Origin of the sequence: Tenacibaculum sp. MAR_2010_89 (assembly GCF_900105985.1) — a bacterium.
GTDB classification, from domain to species: domain Bacteria; phylum Bacteroidota; class Bacteroidia; order Flavobacteriales; family Flavobacteriaceae; genus Polaribacter; species Polaribacter halocynthiae.
This window is the reverse complement of sequence record NZ_FNUB01000004.1, coordinates 129575-147476: the sequence shown is the minus strand read 5'-3', so window position 1 is coordinate 147476 and position 17902 is coordinate 129575. Positions and strand designations below refer to the sequence as shown.

Here is a 17902-nt window from a genome sequence, read left to right as displayed (position 1 = left end):
ATTTTTTATTTCCAAAACTGCTTCTATTTGATTTTTATTGGTGATTCAATTTTATGTTTGACCTTGTCTTTTTTTAATTACTAATATTTTAGTTAGAATTATACAAGTAAATTAAAATGATGTAATAAAGTAAAAGAACTTTATGTTAATCTTTCTTTTGTTTTATAGAGGTAGTTCTTATAATTAATTTTCCATAAATAGATTGTTAATCAGAGTCATAGGTGATTTCAAAAAATGGTTGTCCAGTTTTGATTTAAGTTAATGTCTTTATTCATGTGAAAGTAAATTTTACATGTTTTTTTCTAATCATAATTATAAGACTATTCCTTATTTTAAAATAGTTCTGATGAATTCGGTAACCAGTTTATGAGGTGAGTTAAAAGTAGAGTTATCTTGTGGAACAAATAAAGTGGCAATGAAAAACGGATGTTTTTCAAGTTCTACAATTCTTGCTTCATTATGAATATCACTTCCTACAATTTTAAAACCATTTTTATCAAATAAATTTTGATAATCTGGGTTCAAACCGAAATTACAATAATACTTTTCTTTAATAACACGTTTTTGATAGATAGAAAAAACCTTTGATTTTTCATTTATAATCTCAATTTCTAAAGGATCACCTTTTAAGTCACAAGAAAGAGGATCTACAACTAATCGAGAAGCATATGGATCATATTCTGCATGCTCTGCATCTTTTAAATCAAGAACATTTCGAGCATATTCGATTATCATATGTTGAAAACCCCCACAAGTTCCAAATGTTGGTATATTATTTTTTCTGGTGTATTCAATTAAGTCAATTGCTCCTTTCATACTCTTATACGGACTTCCTGGTGCAATCCAAAAGCCTTGAAATTCTTTTAAAATTAGCTCCATATTTTTTTCAACAGTTTCAGTAGAAATCCATTTTGATTCAAAATCTTGATCAATAATTGAACGTGAGTGTTCAATAGCTTGATTTGTGGCTACATGTGGTCTGAAGTTTTCATCGAATTCTCCAATGATTGCGATTTTCATTTTTTTAAATGTTTTAATATTTTAATAGTCATGAGACTTTCTAAGTACAAAGCTAGCCTTGTTATTTATTAAAATCTTGTAAAATATTGCAACTTTTAAAATATGAAATTGGAGTTACACCTACGTAATTTTTAAAATATTTAGAAAAATGACTCTGATCATAAAAGCCAGATTCGAGAGCAACATGACTAAGTTTTACATTTTGAGATATTAATATTTTTGACTTCTCTATTCGTTTTTGCAATACATAAGAAAAAGGAGTCATTCCTGTAGATTTTTTAAATGCTCGAATAGTTTTGAACTTGTTTATTCCCAAAGATTTTGAGATATTATCTAGGTTTAATTTAGTGTCAAATTTTTCATCTAGAATATGTTTTAATTCGTTAATGGAATTCTGGTGTACTTGCTCTTGTTCTTCTGTATTGGTAGCATAGTTTGTAATAAGATGGGAGAGGATTCTCTTAAGTTGATGTTCTAAATTTTCAAAAGAAGTGTTTTCAAAAGAGTTAAAAAATGATTTGATTAGATTAAAGATAAAGTCATCTTGCAAAGTATAATATTTAAAACGAATGTTTTTGCATTTTGATATCCAATATAAAGAATAAATATATTTTACAACATCTGAATTTACGTACATCATTTTATATTTCCATCCATTTTCATCCAGTGCATAGTTTGCGTGAACTTCATTTGGATTAATCATAATAATAGAGTTAGAAGGTACGATTAAATTATTTTTAGCGAAGGATAATATTTGTGATCCTTCCTCAAGTATACCTATACAATAAGTATTGTGAGAATGCATAGGGAATTTTTGATTTACATATGAGGCTGATAATAATTCCATATTATCAAAGCTATTGAGTTTGTATATATTGGCTATATCTTGTTTCTTGTTTTTAATAATCTGTATTTTTATTTTTTAATAGTAAAGAATGTTTTCGTATATTAATAATAGGTTATTATTCAAATTAAAAACAAAGATAGAAGAAAAGAACAGAATGTTAAGTTTAGTTCTCCTCAGCTCTTTTATAGGCTAATAACTTTTTATCATAATAGGATTGATTAAGTATTAAAACTAAGATATACCATTAACCTGTATAGAAATTCATAACCATGGTTTTTATACAAGTCTATTGAAAATGATGTAATAAAGTAAAAGAACTTTATGTTAATCTCCTTTTTGTTTTTGTTCAGTATGATTTTGATTCCCATAAATCATTTTATCGTCATCATAAACAGCGTTAGACATTCCAAGCATAAATGCAGTAATTATTAAAAGGAATTTTCTTTTTATCCAATGAGTTAGCCGCTTAGATTTACCCAAGTGAGTTTTATTTTTTTGTTTATACATTATAGTTATGATAAATAATTAGACACTTGTTTTATCATTTTATGCACTTAAGCATAAATTATCATAGAAAAGTAAATCAGTTCTATGCTATGTATAAATTTGAATAATGATTACTTGATGTAATTATTTTCCTTAAAAAAACGTGTAGAGCACTTCTTGAGCTTGTTTTTTGGTAAATATCAGTTTGTAATTTAAAAATAAGTTTAACTTGAATATTAAAAGTATATTTTAAAGTACAGTATGTAGTGTGTACAAAGGATAATATTCTTCTAGATAGAATATGCGCAGAGTAAAGATATAATTTCGTTCGCTTATAGTTAAACTTCTTTCTTGTGTTAAGAAATAAAGCCTGAGGATTTGAAGAATTTGTTTGAGAATATATAGAACACTCATTAACCGTCAGTCCAAAAATAAGGAGAAAGGAAATTAGGTATTTTATATATTTAGTCATTATATTTTAACTGTAAACTTTTTTAAACTTATTTTAGATAACTAATTTAGAATATTTTACCTTAAGTATCAAGCTACTTTTTTTGATTGGAAATAGACTATATAAGTTTCATTAATTGTTATAACTTATGGGTGTTCAAAAAATATTAATTGGTCTTTATAAAATAATTATATTTGATTATCAAATAGATAAACAATGAAAAAGCTTTTCTTTCTTTTCGTATTTATAGTAATTTTAGTTGCTTGTAAAAAAGAATCAATAAAAATATCTTTTAAAAAATATAACGAAACTTCAGAAATAAAGGAACAGCAAAGTCACGAAAACCCAAGAATGAAGTTTAAACTAATTCAATCTAAATATTTAGATTTAGGTAAGGTATTTAAACCTTTTGAAAAAGAATTAGCTAGTTTTTCTGAAAAAGAATATCAACGGTTGAAGCCATTTATATTGGAACAGAATATTCCGTCAATTCAAAAAAGTATTTCTGAAAATATTTTTAATTACGAGAAGCTAACATTATTTTATTTATATAGAATAAGAAAGTTTGAAATGGATAGTAGCAGATCGTTAAATGCAATAATTTCATTGAACCCTAAAGTTTTAGATGAGGCAAGGACTAGAGATAAAAATAAGGTAAAAGATTTTTCTTCAGTTTATGGAATGCCTATTTTATTAAAAGATAATATCAACACTAAAGAAATGCCAACAACTGCCGGTGCTTCAATCTTAAAAAATAACATAACTAAAAATGATGCTTTTATTGTTGAAAAATTGAAAGAATCTGGAGCTTTAATTTTAGGAAAAGCTAATTTAAGTGAATGGGCATATTTCTTTTGTAATGGATGTCCGTTAGGCTATAGTGCAATTGGAGGCCAAACATTAAACCCTTATGGAAGAAAGAAATTTGAAACTGGAGGTTCTAGTTCTGGTAGCGGAGTTTCAATAGCAGCTAATTATGCAGTTGCTGCAATTGGAACAGAAACATCAGGCTCAATTACCTCTCCATCAAGTCAAAATTCGGTAGTAGGCTTAAAACCAACAGTGGGATTGTTAAGTAGATCAGGAATTATACCTATTTCTAGTACTCTAGATACTCCAGGGCCTATGACTAAAAGCGTAATTGATAACGCGCTTATTTTAGAAGCAATGGTAGGTTATGATAAATTGGATACCATTACAAATATGGTTAAGTCAATGAAGAACGACTATAATACAATTGAGTGGAATAGTGATTATTTAAAGGGAAAGAAAATTGGAGTTTTAACAGCATTATTATCTGATTCTATTTATAAAGAAGCTATAAGTAAGTTAAAATTAGCAGAAGTTGAACTTCTAGAACTAGCTCCTGAAGAAATGAATTATGAAGGCTTTTTAAATTTACTAACCACTGAGATGAAACACGATTTACCTAATTATTTTAAATCTCTAAATAATAGTTCAAACACAATTACTTCAGTAGAAAAAATTGTAAATTTTAATAAAAAAGATTCTTTATTAAGAATTCCATATGGACAAGAACTGTTTATGGGAATAGTTAAAGATACAACTTCAAAAGAAGAATTAAAAACTATTAAGTTGAAGTTAAGAAAAGAAGGTGAAAAGTATTTTGAAGCTTTAAAGCAGGATAAAGTAGAAGTAATAGTTTCTATAAATAATTACCATTCAGGAATTGCTGCGGTATCTAATTACCCTACTTTAACAGTGCCAATGGGGTATAAAGTAACAGGAGAACCTATTAGTTTAACTTTTATAGCTAAACCAAAATCAGAAAAAAAACTGTTAGCTTTTGGATATGCTTTTGAACAGTTAACTAAAGTGAGAAAAAATCCTGAAGTATATAATTAGTTTATCAGACTATTAATTTTTGACCAAAGTTCATTGTCAAAGCTTGAGAGTGCTAAATTTGTAGTATTAGCTTCTTCTCCCATACGTATTATTACAATGTTCTTACTAGGAACTATGTATATTTTTTGGTCATTTTTACCTAAAGCAGCATACATATCATTTGGAGCATTAGGTATTAAACTTCCTGAGAGTTGTGTTTGGATTTTAGGCAAGAGATAGTTGTTTTTTCCATTTAGCCACCACAAATACCCGTAAGATTCATTAATGTTTTGAGAAGAATTGGTAGCCTCATTTAAAAAGCTTTCAGAAACAATTTGTGAATCATTCCATTTCCCTTTTGCACCAATTAATACCCCAAAACGAGCCATACTCCTGGTTGTACTCCAGTATACATTTGAACTATTTAATTTTATCCAAGATCCAGTCATCCCAATTCTGTCTTTTAATTTTGAGTTAAAGTATGAATTCCATGAAGTACTATTAGCTTGTGCAATTACATCTTGTAGTTTTACATATACATTGTGGTAAGCCCATCTATTTCCTGCATCAGTAAAGTAATGTAGATTAGAAGGTAAAACTTCATCTCCTAAGCGATCATCTAATCCTGAATTCATAGATAGTAAATTTTTACAAGTAATTAAGTTTTCTTTTTCTAAGGAAGCACTTGTCCATTTAGTTCCGATGTATTTTGAAACTTTATTATTTAAAGAAATAATACCTTCATCAATAGCAATCCCTGTTAATGTTGAAGTAAGAGTTTTGCCAGCACTAGCCCAATACCAAACTTTAGAAGCATCATGACCATTCATGTATTCTTCTACTACAATTTTTCCATTATGAAGTATCATAAAGCTTTTAGTATTTTTTTCTTTTAAATAATCTAAAAGTGGTTGTAGTTGGTTTTCATTCCATTCTAATTCAGAAATTGTTTTAGTTTCCCAAGTGGTTGCATTCAAAGGAGGGAAATAAAATTTTTCCTCATTTGGTGTTTCAGGTAAAGAGTTTTCATTAGTGTTTGAAGAACAACTAACTACTAGTAATAATAAAAAACATAAAAATAAATGGAATGTGTTTTTCATGACCTATGATTTTATATTTTTAAGACTATAATATAATAAAAAGGTTTAATTAAAATGTATCTTTGCAGTCCAAAATTTTGATATGCGTACTAAATCACCAAAGCAAAATAAAATCAACGTAGTTACTTTAGGATGTTCTAAAAACGTTTACGATAGTGAAGTGTTAATGGGACAATTAAAAGCAAATGGAAAAAATGTTGTACATGAAGATGAAAATGATGATGGAAACATTGTGGTTATTAACACTTGTGGATTTATAGGTAAAGCAAAAGAAGAAAGTGTAGATACTATTTTGCACTATGCACAACGTAAGCAGGCAGGTGAAGTTGACAAAGTATTTGTTACAGGTTGTTTAAGCGAACGTTATAAGCCAGATTTAGAAAAAGAAATAACGAATGTAGATCAATATTTTGGAACACATGATTTGCCTAATTTACTAAAAGTATTAGAAGCAGATTATAAGCATGAGTTAATAGGAGAACGTTTAACTACCACGCCACAGCATTATGCATATTTAAAAATAGCAGAAGGTTGTGATCGTCCATGCTCTTTTTGTGCAATTCCTTTAATGAGAGGAAAGCATAAATCTACGCCAATAGAAAACTTGGTTACTGAAGCTACAAAGCTAGCTGAAAAAGGAATCAAAGAAATTATGCTGATAGCACAAGATTTAACATATTACGGGTTAGATATTTATAAAAAACGTGCTTTAGCTGATTTGTTAAGAGAGTTAGTAAAGGTTGAAGGAATTGAATGGATTCGTTTACATTATGCATTCCCTTCTGGTTTTCCTTTAGATGTACTTGAAGTAATGAAAAATGAGCCAAAAGTTTGTAATTACTTAGATATTCCGTTGCAACATATCAATACAGAGATATTGAAATCGATGAAACGTGGTACGACTCATGAAAAAACAACTTCGTTAATTCATAAGTTTAGAGAGTTTGTGCCTAATATGGCTATTAGAACAACTTTAATAGTTGGATACCCAGGAGAAACAGAAGAACAATTTCAAGAATTGAAAGATTGGGTTGAAGAAATGCGTTTTGAGCGATTAGGTGCTTTTGAATATTCACATGAAGAAAATACTGGAGCATACGTTTTAGAAGATAATGTTCCTGATGATGTGAAGTTTAGAAGAGTAAATGAAATAATGGAAGTTCAATCTCAAATTTCATGGGAATTAAACCAAGAGAAAATAGGTAAAACTTTTCGTTGTTTATTTGATAGAAAGGATGGAGGATATTATTATGGAAGAACTGAGTTTGATTCTCCTGATGTAGATAATGATGTAATAGTTGATGCCAAAGATCATTATATAAAGCTAGGTGAATTTATAGATATAGAAATTCATGAAGCTGGAGATTTTGATTTATATGGAACTCCATTAGTTAAGCAAGAAAAACCAATTCCTTTAAATCAAAAGAGAAAACAGTAGTAAGAAAATTAATGTATTTAATAAAATAAGCTCATGGAAAAGTTAATAAAATACATTAATAACTATGTTTCTATGGAAAAAGAAGAACTAGAAATAGTTCTATCTTTTTTTAAAGAGAAAAAAGTTTCAAAAGATAAATTTGTAATAAAGAAAGAACAAGTAGTAACAGATTATTATTTTGTTGCTTCTGGAGGGCTAATTATATATGATATAATAGAAGAAATTCAATATACTCGTTACTTTGCTTTTGAAAATGAATTTATTGCCGATGTTGCTAAAATTAAGAAAAGAGAACGTTCAGGTTCCTATATTAGAGCAATAGAAGATACCGAGTTATTCAGTATTTCGTTTCAAGATATGGAAGCGTTATATGACAAATTCCCACTATGGCAAAAGTTTGGTAGGTTGCTTTGGGAAGATGCTTTTGCAAGTGTTTTATACGGTATTCATAATTTTCAAACTTTAACAGCTAAAGAGCGTTACCTAGATTTATTAAAGCGATCAGATTTAATTTTTAGAGTTCCTTTAAAAGATTTGTCGTTATTTTTAGGAATTACTCCACAATCTCTTAGTAGAATACGTAAAGAAATTAGTGCTTCAAAAGGCTAATAGTAGCATCATTATTTAAGATGTTTATACTGAAATCAATTAATTTTTTTTAAAATGATGTTAATTACCATTTGGTAATTTCATGAAGCTTAATTCGAGCAATATTTGTATTGAATTTAATCAATATAAATTATGTTTAGAAACAAAATAGTAATTCTAGCAATATTTCTTTTAGGTAAAGCTTATGGCCAAGTAACAGGTGATGTATTTGTTTTAAATAAAGATAGAGATATGTTCTATCTTCATTATACCCCAGAAATAAATAATACTGCATTATACGATTACGAAAGAGTAAGTGGTAAGTTAGGATTTAAACCAATATTCTTTAAAAAATTAGCACTGTTTAATACTTTAGGAATGGACTATCATTCTATTTCATTTGGACAAAACAAGCCTTCATTTTTAAGTAATAAAGAACATTATTACAATGTAAATTATAGCTTATTAGCTAAATATAGAATTTCAAGAAATTGGTCAATTAATACATTAATAATGCCTCATTTGGTTGGAGATTTTAATCAAAAAATTAAAACTGATGATTTTAAAATAAACGGAATTTTATTTGCAGAAAAACGATTTAACACAAAAAACAAAAACACCTATTTTATTTTAAGCTTTGGTGTGGGGTATTTAACATTATCTGGAGAGAATACAGTTAATCCAGTAGTAAACATAATGGGAAATATTAATAATAAAATATCTTTTGCCGTTGGCTTACCAAATACCTATGTAAAATATAACTTTAATAAAAAACACTCACTAAAAGTCTTGGGAGATTTAAATGATTTTACAGCTAGAATAAATACTAAAACTATAGTTGACCAACCTAATAGTCAAAAGATTAAACGATCAGTTTTCACTACAGTATCAGTAGGGGCAGAGTACAATTATTGGTTGAGTAGAAGTATTGGAATTATGCTAAGAGGTACTTATTCAGTATTTGAAAAGTATGAATTCCAAAATATAGATGATTCTGTTTTGTTTGATTTTTCTTCCCCATCAAAAGCATATTTATCTGTAGGTATAAAAATAAATCCATTTAGATAATCATAAGATATGCAAGAAAATCATACGAATAAGAATAACTTTTCAGTAAAGAAGTTTCTTTTAGCAATTATTCCATCTTATTTTTTTCCAGCTATAATGTCTTGGACACCTGGTTGGATAATGAAAGATCAGGAGCTGATGAATTCAAGTTATACAAGTATTGCTACACCATCGTTGCTAGCTACTATTCTAGTTTATTTAATATTATGGAAAGTACAAATAGATCAAAATTCACTTAAAAACAGATATACTCGAATTACTTTAATGTTATTAGTAACTTTAAGTATTGCTTGTTTGTTTATTCTTCTTTTCAATTTTCAAGAATTTGTATTTAATATAATTCTGTCTACAATTTTAGGAACAGTAATAACTGCATGGAATCATTCTGCAAAATCAAAAGAGTTAATATGAATATTGTAAAACCAACCATAGTTGTATTTGGAGTTACAGGTACTGTGGGTTCTGAAGTTTTAAGATTATTAAATTTAGAAAATTGTTTTGTAAGAGGAGTTTTAAGAAGTCCGAAAAGAAAGGTGCCTATTAGTCTTAGTAGTGAAAACAATACTATTAGTTATATATCGGTTGATTTAACTTCAAAAGAAGAGATTAAAAGAGCTTGTTTTAATGTTGATGCAATTTTTTTATTAACTGGTACTTCTCCCAATCAAGTAGTTTTTGAAACTAATATTGTTGAAGTAGCTCAACTTTTAAATATTAAACGAATTGTAAAACTCTCAGCACCAATTGTGCCTGAAAATATATATGTTGAAGTTAGTGATTGGCATCGAAAGATAGAGCAAACTATAGCTTCAACAGGAATAGATCATTGTTTTTTACAGCCACATTCATTTATGCAAAATTGGGAGAGAAATACGTTTACTATAAAATATTTTGGTAAAATATATGGAGTAATGGAAGACGCAAAAAGAAATTATGTTGATGCAAGAGATGTTGCTGAAGTTGCTGTGAAATATTTATTACAAACTGAAACTTTAAATGGAGAATCAGTAATAATTTCAGGACCAGAAGCTATATCACATGAAACTATGGCTCAACGAATATCACATGTTACAGGTAAAAAAATAATATATGAAAATATAACCAGAGATGAGTTTTTAAATAAATTAACCCAACAGGCAAAATTACCAGGATGGTTAGCTCGTCATATTGTAGAAATAGATGTTTTAGCTGTTAAAAATGAAGAGCCAAATACCGATACTATCAATACCTTGTTAAAAAGAAAACCTAGAATAATGGATACATACTTACAAGAATCAAGAGACTTATTTTCACGTAAGTCATGGAGGTTTTTATAAATTGTAGATATTCCTAACAAAACCCTAACTCTTTAGGGTTTTGTTTTATTTTTACAAAATGAAAAAATCCTACTTTAATTGGAGTTCTGGAAAAGATTCTTCCTTAGCATTGTATAAAGTTCTTCAAGAAAAAAAATATAGCGTAGAAAAACTAATAACTAATGTAAATAAAGACTATCAGCGTGTTTCTATGCATGGTTTACATGAAAGTTTACTTATAGCACAAGCTGATAGTATTGGCATTCCTTTAGAAAAAATTGAATTTCCTGCTAATGTTACTATGGATTTATATAATCAGAAAATGAAAGAAAAAACAGCTGAGTTAAAATCATTAGGATTAGAGACGGCTATTTTTGGAGACATTTTTTTAGAGGATTTAAGGAATTATAGAGATACAAAATTACAAGAAGTAGGAATAACTGGGGTATATCCTTTATGGAAAAATAATACCAAAGAGTTGTTAAGAGAGTTTTTAAATTTAGGATTTAAGACAATTACTGTTTGTGTAAATGCTAAAAAGCTAGGTGAAGAATTTGTAGGTAGAATTATTGATGAAAATTTTATAAATGATTTACCTAATGATGTTGATGTATGCGGAGAGAATGGAGAATTTCATACATTCTGTTATGATGGACCTATTTTTAAAAAGCCTATTAAGTTTTCAATAGGAGAGAAGGTTTTAAAATCATATACATTAAATGATGACGATTCTGATAACTGTCATCAAAATAAAGAAGAAGAAAATAATAAAAATTATGATACTAGTTTTTGGTATTGTGATTTAAAATTAATCAACGAATAGCATATTCTTTTTTATATAAAACCTTTATTTCAATAAGTGTTTTTCCTATTTAAAAAGAAGAAAACCCTTTTGTTAGAAACAAGATAAATCATGTAGCCTACTGTTTTTTGGGTAATAGCTTTGTGAAGCAAACTTAAAAAAACGAATCATGGCAAAAAAAAGGGAAGAAAATAGGCTAAAAATATCCATTAAATCAGGTGAAAAAACAGTGCCAATTGATTTAGTAGCATTGTTATTTGATAGAGATAAAAACTTTATTGAAAGAGTAGACATTAAAAAAGATTCAATTCACTTTGAAGCGTGTATAGATAAATTAAGAACCTTTAATTTATTAATAGCACCAAAAACAACAGCAGTTTTAAACGAGAAAAATTACAATATTTTACTCTCTAAGCATAAGGCATATAAGCCTAAACTTTTCAAAAAAGCAAATAAAGAGTTAGAAATTTTATCTATTCCTGAATTGTATATCCCATTTTGGAATTATAAAAAATGCAGGGTTTTTGGAAACGTGTTTAAAGAATTTAATATCAATAATTTTTCTGAGAAAAAAGGATTATGCAATATGCGTGTTCATATTTGCGAGGTAGATAAAATTCAATGGTTAATACCAAGAATTCCAGATGATATTATCTTAAGAATTCCCGATTTGATATTACGACCAGAAATACCAGTTCCTGTACCTACGTTACCAGATCCACCAGTACCAAATCCGCCTTTTGAAATAAGAGATTTTAATTCTGTTTTTAGTGGGATTAATAGGCCAAAATTTAAAAAAAATATCTCTATAAATAAGAAGATCTTATTGTCAGATAAAATAAATCCAGTTTTATCTGATCGTAATATAATGACTACTTTAAAAAGTAAAAATCCAAGAATAATTAGAAATACAATCGTAGAAAATTTTAAACTATTTCATCCGTATTTCTGTCATATATCTTGGTTGTGGCCTTATTTTTATAAGTGTGATGAATTAAGAACAGTTTACACAGATGCTAATGGAGATTTTGATACTGAAATTTATTATTCAATTTTCGGAGACCACCCAGATTTGTATTTCTGGGTAGAGGCTTTTATAGATGATCAATGGGAAACAGTTTACAAACCTCAATTACCATGTAATACGTATTGGAATTATAAATGTGGTACTGAAGTACATATTAATGTTACAGATCCAAGAGTAAGATGGGAATGTTCTAATGATATTGATGGTGAGTTAATCTGGATCAAAACAATTAATTGGGGTACAAGTGTTTCACATATAGAACAAAAAAATGTTACTGGGAATGCTATACAAGGAAGGTTTTTGAATAGACAAGGTTTAACTGATAAGCATGAAAATAAAGGTAATTTTAGAAGACCTTTTGGTAAAGGATTATCATTTGTAGTACAATTTAGTAATGATTTACCTAGTTCAAAATATACATATTATCGTTGGTCATATAAAAAGTTAAAACATGCTGATTTATCAAATGCCTTTGGTGCTACAGAAAAATTAAATAATTTAGTTCAAAAAACGTACTCGTATGTTTTTCAAGATTCAAGCGGGCACTTTCACTTTAATTATAATAAAGTAAAATTAGGACCTTTTGATAAAGGAGTAGAAAGAGGTCTATATTTAATACCTACAACATCACCAACAGATGCTCCATTTAATGCAACAGAGCAAGATGCAAACTGGGATCAAAATACCAGAACAATATCGTTTGATTCTTCATTGGAAGGAGACGGTTTGTATGAGTTTAGTTTAGAGCTTTTTGATAGAAATGGAAATAAAATAACGAATATCCCAAATGAATTGTTTCAGGTTCCTAACTATGATACTTTCACTCCTTCAATTAACGCACCATCGGTAAATTTGGAAAGTAGTGGAAGAGGTACGTGTAGCGCTTTTAAAATGGTAATGCGAATTGATAATAGTCCTACTAAAGCAGATATTTATAAAATAAAAGTTGATGGAAAAGAAGTAAATCCAACATGTTGTGGTTTTGTTCCATACAAGGACAATAATTCTATAATAGAAATAAAATTTAGAGCGTATCATCCTCATAATTTTGCAGACCTAAATTTTAGAGTTCAAAAAGGTACCTGTACAGATACAAATCAAGCTAATAAAACAAATACTAAAGGAATGGTAATTGGAAATGTTTCAACAAATGATGGAGGTTTATATGCTAGGAATAGTTTTAGTGAATATACCAAAATGTTTTCACCAGCCGACTTATTAGGTACTTGTTTAGGAGAAGAAAGAGCTGCTTTTGCTGAACATTTATATGTTAATGCTTTGGCTACAAATGGGAATCATGAAATTGACGCCTATGATTCATCAAAATTAGTAGCTTTTGCTTTAGATAAAAAGTAGTGAGTTTATATATGTAAAGTTAAAAAGGAGATTGAATAGTCAATCTCCTTTTTTATTAAACAACTTTTTTTTCTAATGCTAAAAAATGAGTTGTCTCTTTATTGTAAAGAGGAAATATTTGAACTTCACACTTATAAGAAGTACGATCTTTTTTATGATTAATAATGATTTCTTTAAAAGGTTCATTATTCTGAAGTTTCTTTCTAATTCTTTTTTTTGTTGCTTCAGAGGTTTCTGAGCCTTGTAAAAAATTAGGAGTTTTATTTAACGCAAAGTTTTTTGGGTACCCAGTCATATCTGTAAAACCATTATTAACCCACATAATTTTTCTTGATAAGTCAGTAATAACAATTGCTTCAAAACTATTGTTTTTAATAATCGAATCAATATTGTTTTCCCAATTATATTGTTTAGCAAGGTTTTTTATGTATGCTAAATCGTTATCTATCTCTAAATTAGAGGTGATTTGATGGTAGTTTTGTAAATGAATATCCCAACTAACTAAGTTAGCTACGTTATAGTCAGTTTTTTGTATGTGTTTTTGAAATGTTAATTGCTCATTAAAGTTTAATGAAGACATATACATATCTAAACACATCATATTTGTTATGTTATTTTTCATAATCAATATTTAGCTGGTCCTATATTTTTTGAACTCTGTTTGATAAATTCACGTAAATCATCATTAGCTTTTTCTAGATCTACTTTACGAAGATACATCATATGTCCACTTCTATACCCTTTGAATGTAAGTCTATTTTTAAAAGTACCACTAAGATCAATTTTTCCCATTGTATATTTTGCAGCAAAATAGGTCGTTGCACCATCATAGTAACCAGATTGAACCAGTACTTTTAAATAAGGGTTTCGAGCCATTGCTTTTCGTAAATTTTCACGTGCATTGTTATTTTTAAAATCCCATGGATGTACTGAGCCAAACATATTGTATTTAACGTCGGTTTTAAATTTTAATACATTTTGAATATAATAATTAATAGCTGGAGTAAAAGAGTGAAGCCATGAAGTAAGTTCTGGACTGTAATCTGGACTTGATCCTGTTAGTTTCCTATCAATACCTAAATATCTACTATCTAAACGTCCAATTGTTTTTCCTGAAGAATTGCGCAATAATTCTTTCCAAAAATAACTGTTTGGAACTTCAAGATTTTGTTGCAAAATTACTTCTTCTTTTATACCAGAGTAATAAGCCATTTTTTTAGCGATACTTTGCCTTTCAGTATCAGAAACATAACCACCTTTAGCAATTGCAGGAAGAAGTTCATTGATGGCAAATTTTTCTGATTCAGGCAAAATTTCTAATAAATCTTGTTCTTGTAGTTTCTTTGGTAGCATGTTATGATACCAAGCAGCAGCTGTAAAATAAGGAAAGTTAACAGCATAATCTTCTGAGTTTTTTGTACGTAATAGTTGATAATCAGCAGGAGAAACCATAATAACACCGTTTAAGTACATCCACTGTTTACTTTGTAATTCATGAGCTAATTGCATTACGCGTGTGCCTCCATAACTTTCACCAATAATATATTTGGGTGATTGCCATCTATTGGTTCGGGTAATGAAAGTGGTTAGCCAATCAGCTAAATATTTGGCATCCGCATTGATGCCAAAAAAGTATTCCTTATCAACTTTTTTATCTTCTTTTACTACAGGTCTAGAATAAGCAGTATTAACTGGGTTAACAAAAACGATGTCAGCTACATCTAAAACGGAATACGGATTATCCTTAATTCCGTATGGTTGAATTGGATTTCCTTCATCATCTATGTTTAAAATTTTAGGGCCAGTGTATGCAATATGCATCCATACAGAAGCTGATCCAGGTCCACCATTGAAAGACATAATTAAAGGTCTTTTTTTTCTGTTTTGTATTCCAGTACGGTAATAGTATGTATAAAATAAGGTAGCTTTTATGTTTCCATTGGCATCAAAAACAGGTTGAGTACCTGTTTGAGCCTTATAGTTTACTTTTTTACCTTTTATTGTAACTGTGTTCGATGTAATAATAGTAGTATCAATAGGAACTCGGGAGTCTTGAGAATATATAGCTATACTAAAAAATAGTGTAGTTAATAAAATAATATTTTTCATTATAGAAAGAAGTTTTAGCTTTTGTATTAACATATTTAGTTAATTAAGCTAAAAGTATTAAAACTTCTCAAAAACACCTAATCCAAATAAAGCAAAATCGTATTTTACAGGATCTTTAGGATCAAAAAGCCTTAGAGTATCGTCAAGTTCAATAAGTGCCTTCCAGTCATTTTGTTTACGAGTTAAAAGCCCTAATTTTCTTGCAACATTTCCTGAATGAACATCTAAAGGACAATGTAAATTTTGTGATAAATGAGATTTCCAAATACCAAAATCTACCCCAGAATTATCATTACGAACCATCCAACGTAAAAACATATTAATACGTTTTGATGCTGAATTTTTTAAAGGATCAGATACATGTTTTAAAGTTCTGGTTTGATGGGGTGTTTCAAAAAACACTTTTTTAAAATTATGAATAGCTAATTGATAATTATTTGAATTACTTTCAGGTTTTAAAACATTTTCTAACCCCCCATAATTTTGATAAATGTTTTTAAGTGATTGTATAAAAAAAGTAAAATCATCTGAATTAAAGGTTCTGTGAACAAAACCATCAAAACTAACAAGATCATCTTCAGAATGATTCATAACGAAATCATAAGGAGAATTACCTAATAAGTCCATCATTCGATGTGCATTTTTAATAATCATCTTACGATTACCCCAAGCAATAGTCGCTGCTAAAAAACCAGCTATTTCTATATCTTCTTTTTGAGTAAATAGATGAGGTATTTGAATAGGGTCACTTTCAATAAAGTTAAAAGTATTGTATTTAATAACCTTTTCGTCAAGAAATTCCTTAAGCTCTTGTTTTTTCATTTTAAACAGTTTCTCCAGCAAATGCCATTATCATAAAAAAAGCATTATAGCAAGCATGTAACAACATACTCCACTGTAGGCCAAAACGAACTCTAATAAATCCTAAATAGCCACCTAAAATAGTTTGAGGAGCTATTAAAAGAGGTATTAATAAAAGTACATTTGTAGTTATGTTATAATTAGTTATATGAACTAATCCAAATATAATTGCAAAAGAATAAAAAGCTATTTTAAATGAATTTTTATCCTTGAATAAAGTGATTGGACCTCTAAAAATTAACTCTTCCACAAGTGGAGCTACTATAACAGCAAAGAAAAACACCATAGGTTTAGATAATGTTTTCATCATATCCTCCATAGCATGTTTTTCCATATCAACTAAGCCTAAATACTCAATTAAATAAAATAAAGGCATAATAAGTCCACTTGTAATAATACAAATAATAAGCAGGTGTATAAACTTTGTAAACCTATAGTTAAGATTTGTGTTATTATCTTTCTCTAAAACGGGATTTTTTAAATAGGTAATGAGTTCTTGAAATGTTTGCTTCATGAATGTTGATTTGTAAGTATAAGTAGGTAAAAAAATAACAATGTTACATAAAATAAAGAAAATTACTATTCAACATGATATTTTGATGCTTTTTGAAATATAATCAAAAAATGTTTTTTTATAAAGTTAACTAATGTTTTGAGAAAATAAAGATATACTTATAAATATAAATAAAAGTATAACTGTTGCTAGTTTTTATGTTGGTGCAAAGAAATAGTTTGTTTTGTACTTAAAAATATATCCCTTATAACATTGTGTATTTTTAAAAAAAAATCTTCTTGTTTCTTTGTTATAGAATTAATTTTTTAAAAGTAGTAATTCTATAACATTAATTAATAATTTAAAATCAAACTATTATGGGAGTAAAAGGACAATTGTCAGAAGATTGTATTAGTGAAATACAAAGTCTTAAAAGAGAAATAAAAGAAATAAAAAAGGGTTTTTCAAGTAAAAAAAAATCACAAATGTTTATACCAGGAAAAAGAATAGGTATAACTAATAGGTTTGTAAATGTAAACAGTGGTAAAAAGGATCTAATATCTGACCTTAGATTACCTATCGACTCTTTTGTCGATTTAGTAGCTCCTATAGGGCATGTTATATTTAGAGATGGAAAACTTAAAGTTTATGCTGTTTGTTTTATAAATAAAGAGTATGAGTTGACGTATAATGAATTTACTTTTTATTATGATTTTAGTCTTAATAGTTCAGGAGAACATCAATTAAATATCTTTATTACATTTAATGAAGAAGAGAGAAAAACTACAGATTATAAATATTATTCTTTTGAATTTGATTTTGAAAAAGGAGCGGTCCATTGTGCGAATGGTAGTGAAGTCCCAATGGAGAAAATAAAAACAGTACAATTTTTTTTAATAAATACAGATCCTGAAACTTCTAGAGGTACTGAAACTACAGTACAATCAGGAGATGATTAGTTTTTTAACTTTTAAAAAGATAAAGTTTTAATTTTAAAATGAATTATAAATAATTAGGGTTTAAAACGTAATTAAAGCAGAGGCTTCCTCTGCTTTTTTGTATTTTAGAAGCAATTTAAATCAAAAATCAGTTAAATTGTTTATTTATAGGAGTTTA

At 28.1% G+C, this 17902-nt stretch carries 17 protein-coding genes; 9 read left to right on the top strand and 8 right to left on the bottom strand.

Annotated elements, in window-relative coordinates:
- Nucleotides 1–327: 327 nt before the first annotated feature.
- From BLV71_RS01475 to BLV71_RS01465, 3 genes are all read right to left on the bottom strand, one after another.
- Nucleotides 328–1020: a CTP synthase C-terminal region-related (seleno)protein gene (locus tag BLV71_RS01475; RefSeq protein WP_093868829.1), complete on the bottom strand. Its 693-nt coding sequence runs from the start codon at nucleotides 1018–1020 to the stop codon at nucleotides 328–330.
- Between the two features lie 61 nt (nucleotides 1021–1081).
- A complete protein-coding gene (locus BLV71_RS01470) occupies nucleotides 1082–1867 on the bottom strand; it encodes an AraC family transcriptional regulator (protein WP_093868828.1) in 786 nt (261 codons plus the stop codon).
- A gap of 324 nt (nucleotides 1868–2191) precedes the next feature.
- Nucleotides 2192–2374, bottom strand: a complete 183-nt coding sequence (locus tag BLV71_RS01465; protein ID WP_093868827.1) for a hypothetical protein — start codon at nucleotides 2372–2374, stop codon at nucleotides 2192–2194.
- A 646-nt stretch (nucleotides 2375–3020) separates the two neighbouring features.
- Between BLV71_RS01465 and BLV71_RS01460 the strand changes: the two genes are divergently transcribed.
- Nucleotides 3021–4670, top strand: a complete 1650-nt coding sequence (locus tag BLV71_RS01460; protein ID WP_093868826.1) for an amidase family protein — start codon at nucleotides 3021–3023, stop codon at nucleotides 4668–4670.
- On the opposite strand, the gene BLV71_RS01455 is transcribed toward BLV71_RS01460, so the two are convergent.
- Entirely contained in the window at nucleotides 4667–5749 is a 1083-nt protein-coding gene (locus tag BLV71_RS01455) for a serine hydrolase domain-containing protein (protein ID WP_093868825.1), read from the bottom strand. The two genes, BLV71_RS01460 and BLV71_RS01455, sit on opposite strands and share 4 nt — an antisense overlap.
- 82 nt (nucleotides 5750–5831) lie before the next feature.
- Between BLV71_RS01455 and rimO the strand changes: the two genes are divergently transcribed.
- The 7 genes from rimO (at nucleotide 5832) to BLV71_RS01420 (ending at nucleotide 13323) form a co-directional block, all read left to right on the top strand.
- Nucleotides 5832–7187, top strand: a complete 1356-nt coding sequence (gene rimO / locus BLV71_RS01450) for a 30S ribosomal protein S12 methylthiotransferase RimO (protein ID WP_093868824.1) — start codon at nucleotides 5832–5834, stop codon at nucleotides 7185–7187.
- Between the two features lie 33 nt (nucleotides 7188–7220).
- On the top strand, nucleotides 7221–7796 hold the full coding sequence (locus BLV71_RS01445; protein WP_093868823.1) for a Crp/Fnr family transcriptional regulator: 576 nt from the start codon (nucleotides 7221–7223) through the stop codon (nucleotides 7794–7796).
- Between the two features lie 132 nt (nucleotides 7797–7928).
- Complete coding sequence (locus BLV71_RS01440; RefSeq protein WP_093868822.1) at nucleotides 7929–8843, top strand: DUF6268 family outer membrane beta-barrel protein; 915 nt, start codon at nucleotides 7929–7931, stop codon at nucleotides 8841–8843.
- A 9-nt stretch (nucleotides 8844–8852) separates the two neighbouring features.
- Nucleotides 8853–9254 carry a hypothetical protein gene (locus BLV71_RS01435; RefSeq protein WP_093868821.1) on the top strand — a complete coding sequence of 134 codons (402 nt, stop codon included), beginning with the start codon at nucleotides 8853–8855 and terminating at the stop codon, nucleotides 9252–9254.
- Nucleotides 9251–10159 carry an NmrA family NAD(P)-binding protein gene (locus tag BLV71_RS01430; protein ID WP_093868820.1) on the top strand — a complete coding sequence of 303 codons (909 nt, stop codon included), beginning with the start codon at nucleotides 9251–9253 and terminating at the stop codon, nucleotides 10157–10159. The genes BLV71_RS01435 and BLV71_RS01430 overlap by 4 nt, the downstream gene beginning before the upstream one ends.
- Before the next feature lie 58 nt (nucleotides 10160–10217).
- Nucleotides 10218–10961 (top strand): Dph6-related ATP pyrophosphatase, encoded by a 744-nt coding sequence (locus BLV71_RS01425; RefSeq protein WP_093868819.1) that lies wholly within the window; start codon nucleotides 10218–10220, stop codon nucleotides 10959–10961.
- 148 nt (nucleotides 10962–11109) lie between these two features.
- The gene (locus tag BLV71_RS01420) at nucleotides 11110–13323 is read left to right on the top strand and encodes a hypothetical protein (RefSeq protein ID WP_093868818.1); all 2214 of its coding nucleotides are present in this window, start codon (nucleotides 11110–11112) and stop codon (nucleotides 13321–13323) included.
- Between the two features lie 55 nt (nucleotides 13324–13378).
- Here the strand turns inward: BLV71_RS01420 and BLV71_RS01415 are convergent, their stop codons facing one another.
- The 4 genes from BLV71_RS01415 to BLV71_RS01400 are packed head-to-tail and all read right to left on the bottom strand — an operon-like array spanning nucleotide 13379 to nucleotide 16807.
- On the bottom strand, nucleotides 13379–13945 hold the full coding sequence (locus BLV71_RS01415) for a PAS domain-containing protein (protein WP_255405073.1): 567 nt from the start codon (nucleotides 13943–13945) through the stop codon (nucleotides 13379–13381).
- Nucleotides 13946–13947: 2 nt separating this feature from the next.
- Nucleotides 13948–15432: a S10 family peptidase gene (locus tag BLV71_RS01410; protein ID WP_093869211.1), complete on the bottom strand. Its 1485-nt coding sequence runs from the start codon at nucleotides 15430–15432 to the stop codon at nucleotides 13948–13950.
- A 57-nt stretch (nucleotides 15433–15489) separates the two neighbouring features.
- The gene (locus tag BLV71_RS01405) at nucleotides 15490–16254 is read right to left on the bottom strand and encodes a TIGR02757 family protein (protein ID WP_093868817.1); all 765 of its coding nucleotides are present in this window, start codon (nucleotides 16252–16254) and stop codon (nucleotides 15490–15492) included.
- A gap of 1 nt (nucleotide 16255) precedes the next feature.
- Nucleotides 16256–16807 carry a CPBP family intramembrane glutamic endopeptidase gene (locus BLV71_RS01400; RefSeq protein ID WP_093868816.1) on the bottom strand — a complete coding sequence of 184 codons (552 nt, stop codon included), beginning with the start codon at nucleotides 16805–16807 and terminating at the stop codon, nucleotides 16256–16258.
- Between the two features lie 356 nt (nucleotides 16808–17163).
- Between BLV71_RS01400 and BLV71_RS01395 the strand changes: the two genes are divergently transcribed.
- Nucleotides 17164–17745: a hypothetical protein gene (locus BLV71_RS01395; protein ID WP_093868815.1), complete on the top strand. Its 582-nt coding sequence runs from the start codon at nucleotides 17164–17166 to the stop codon at nucleotides 17743–17745.
- Nucleotides 17746–17902 lie beyond the last annotated feature (157 nt).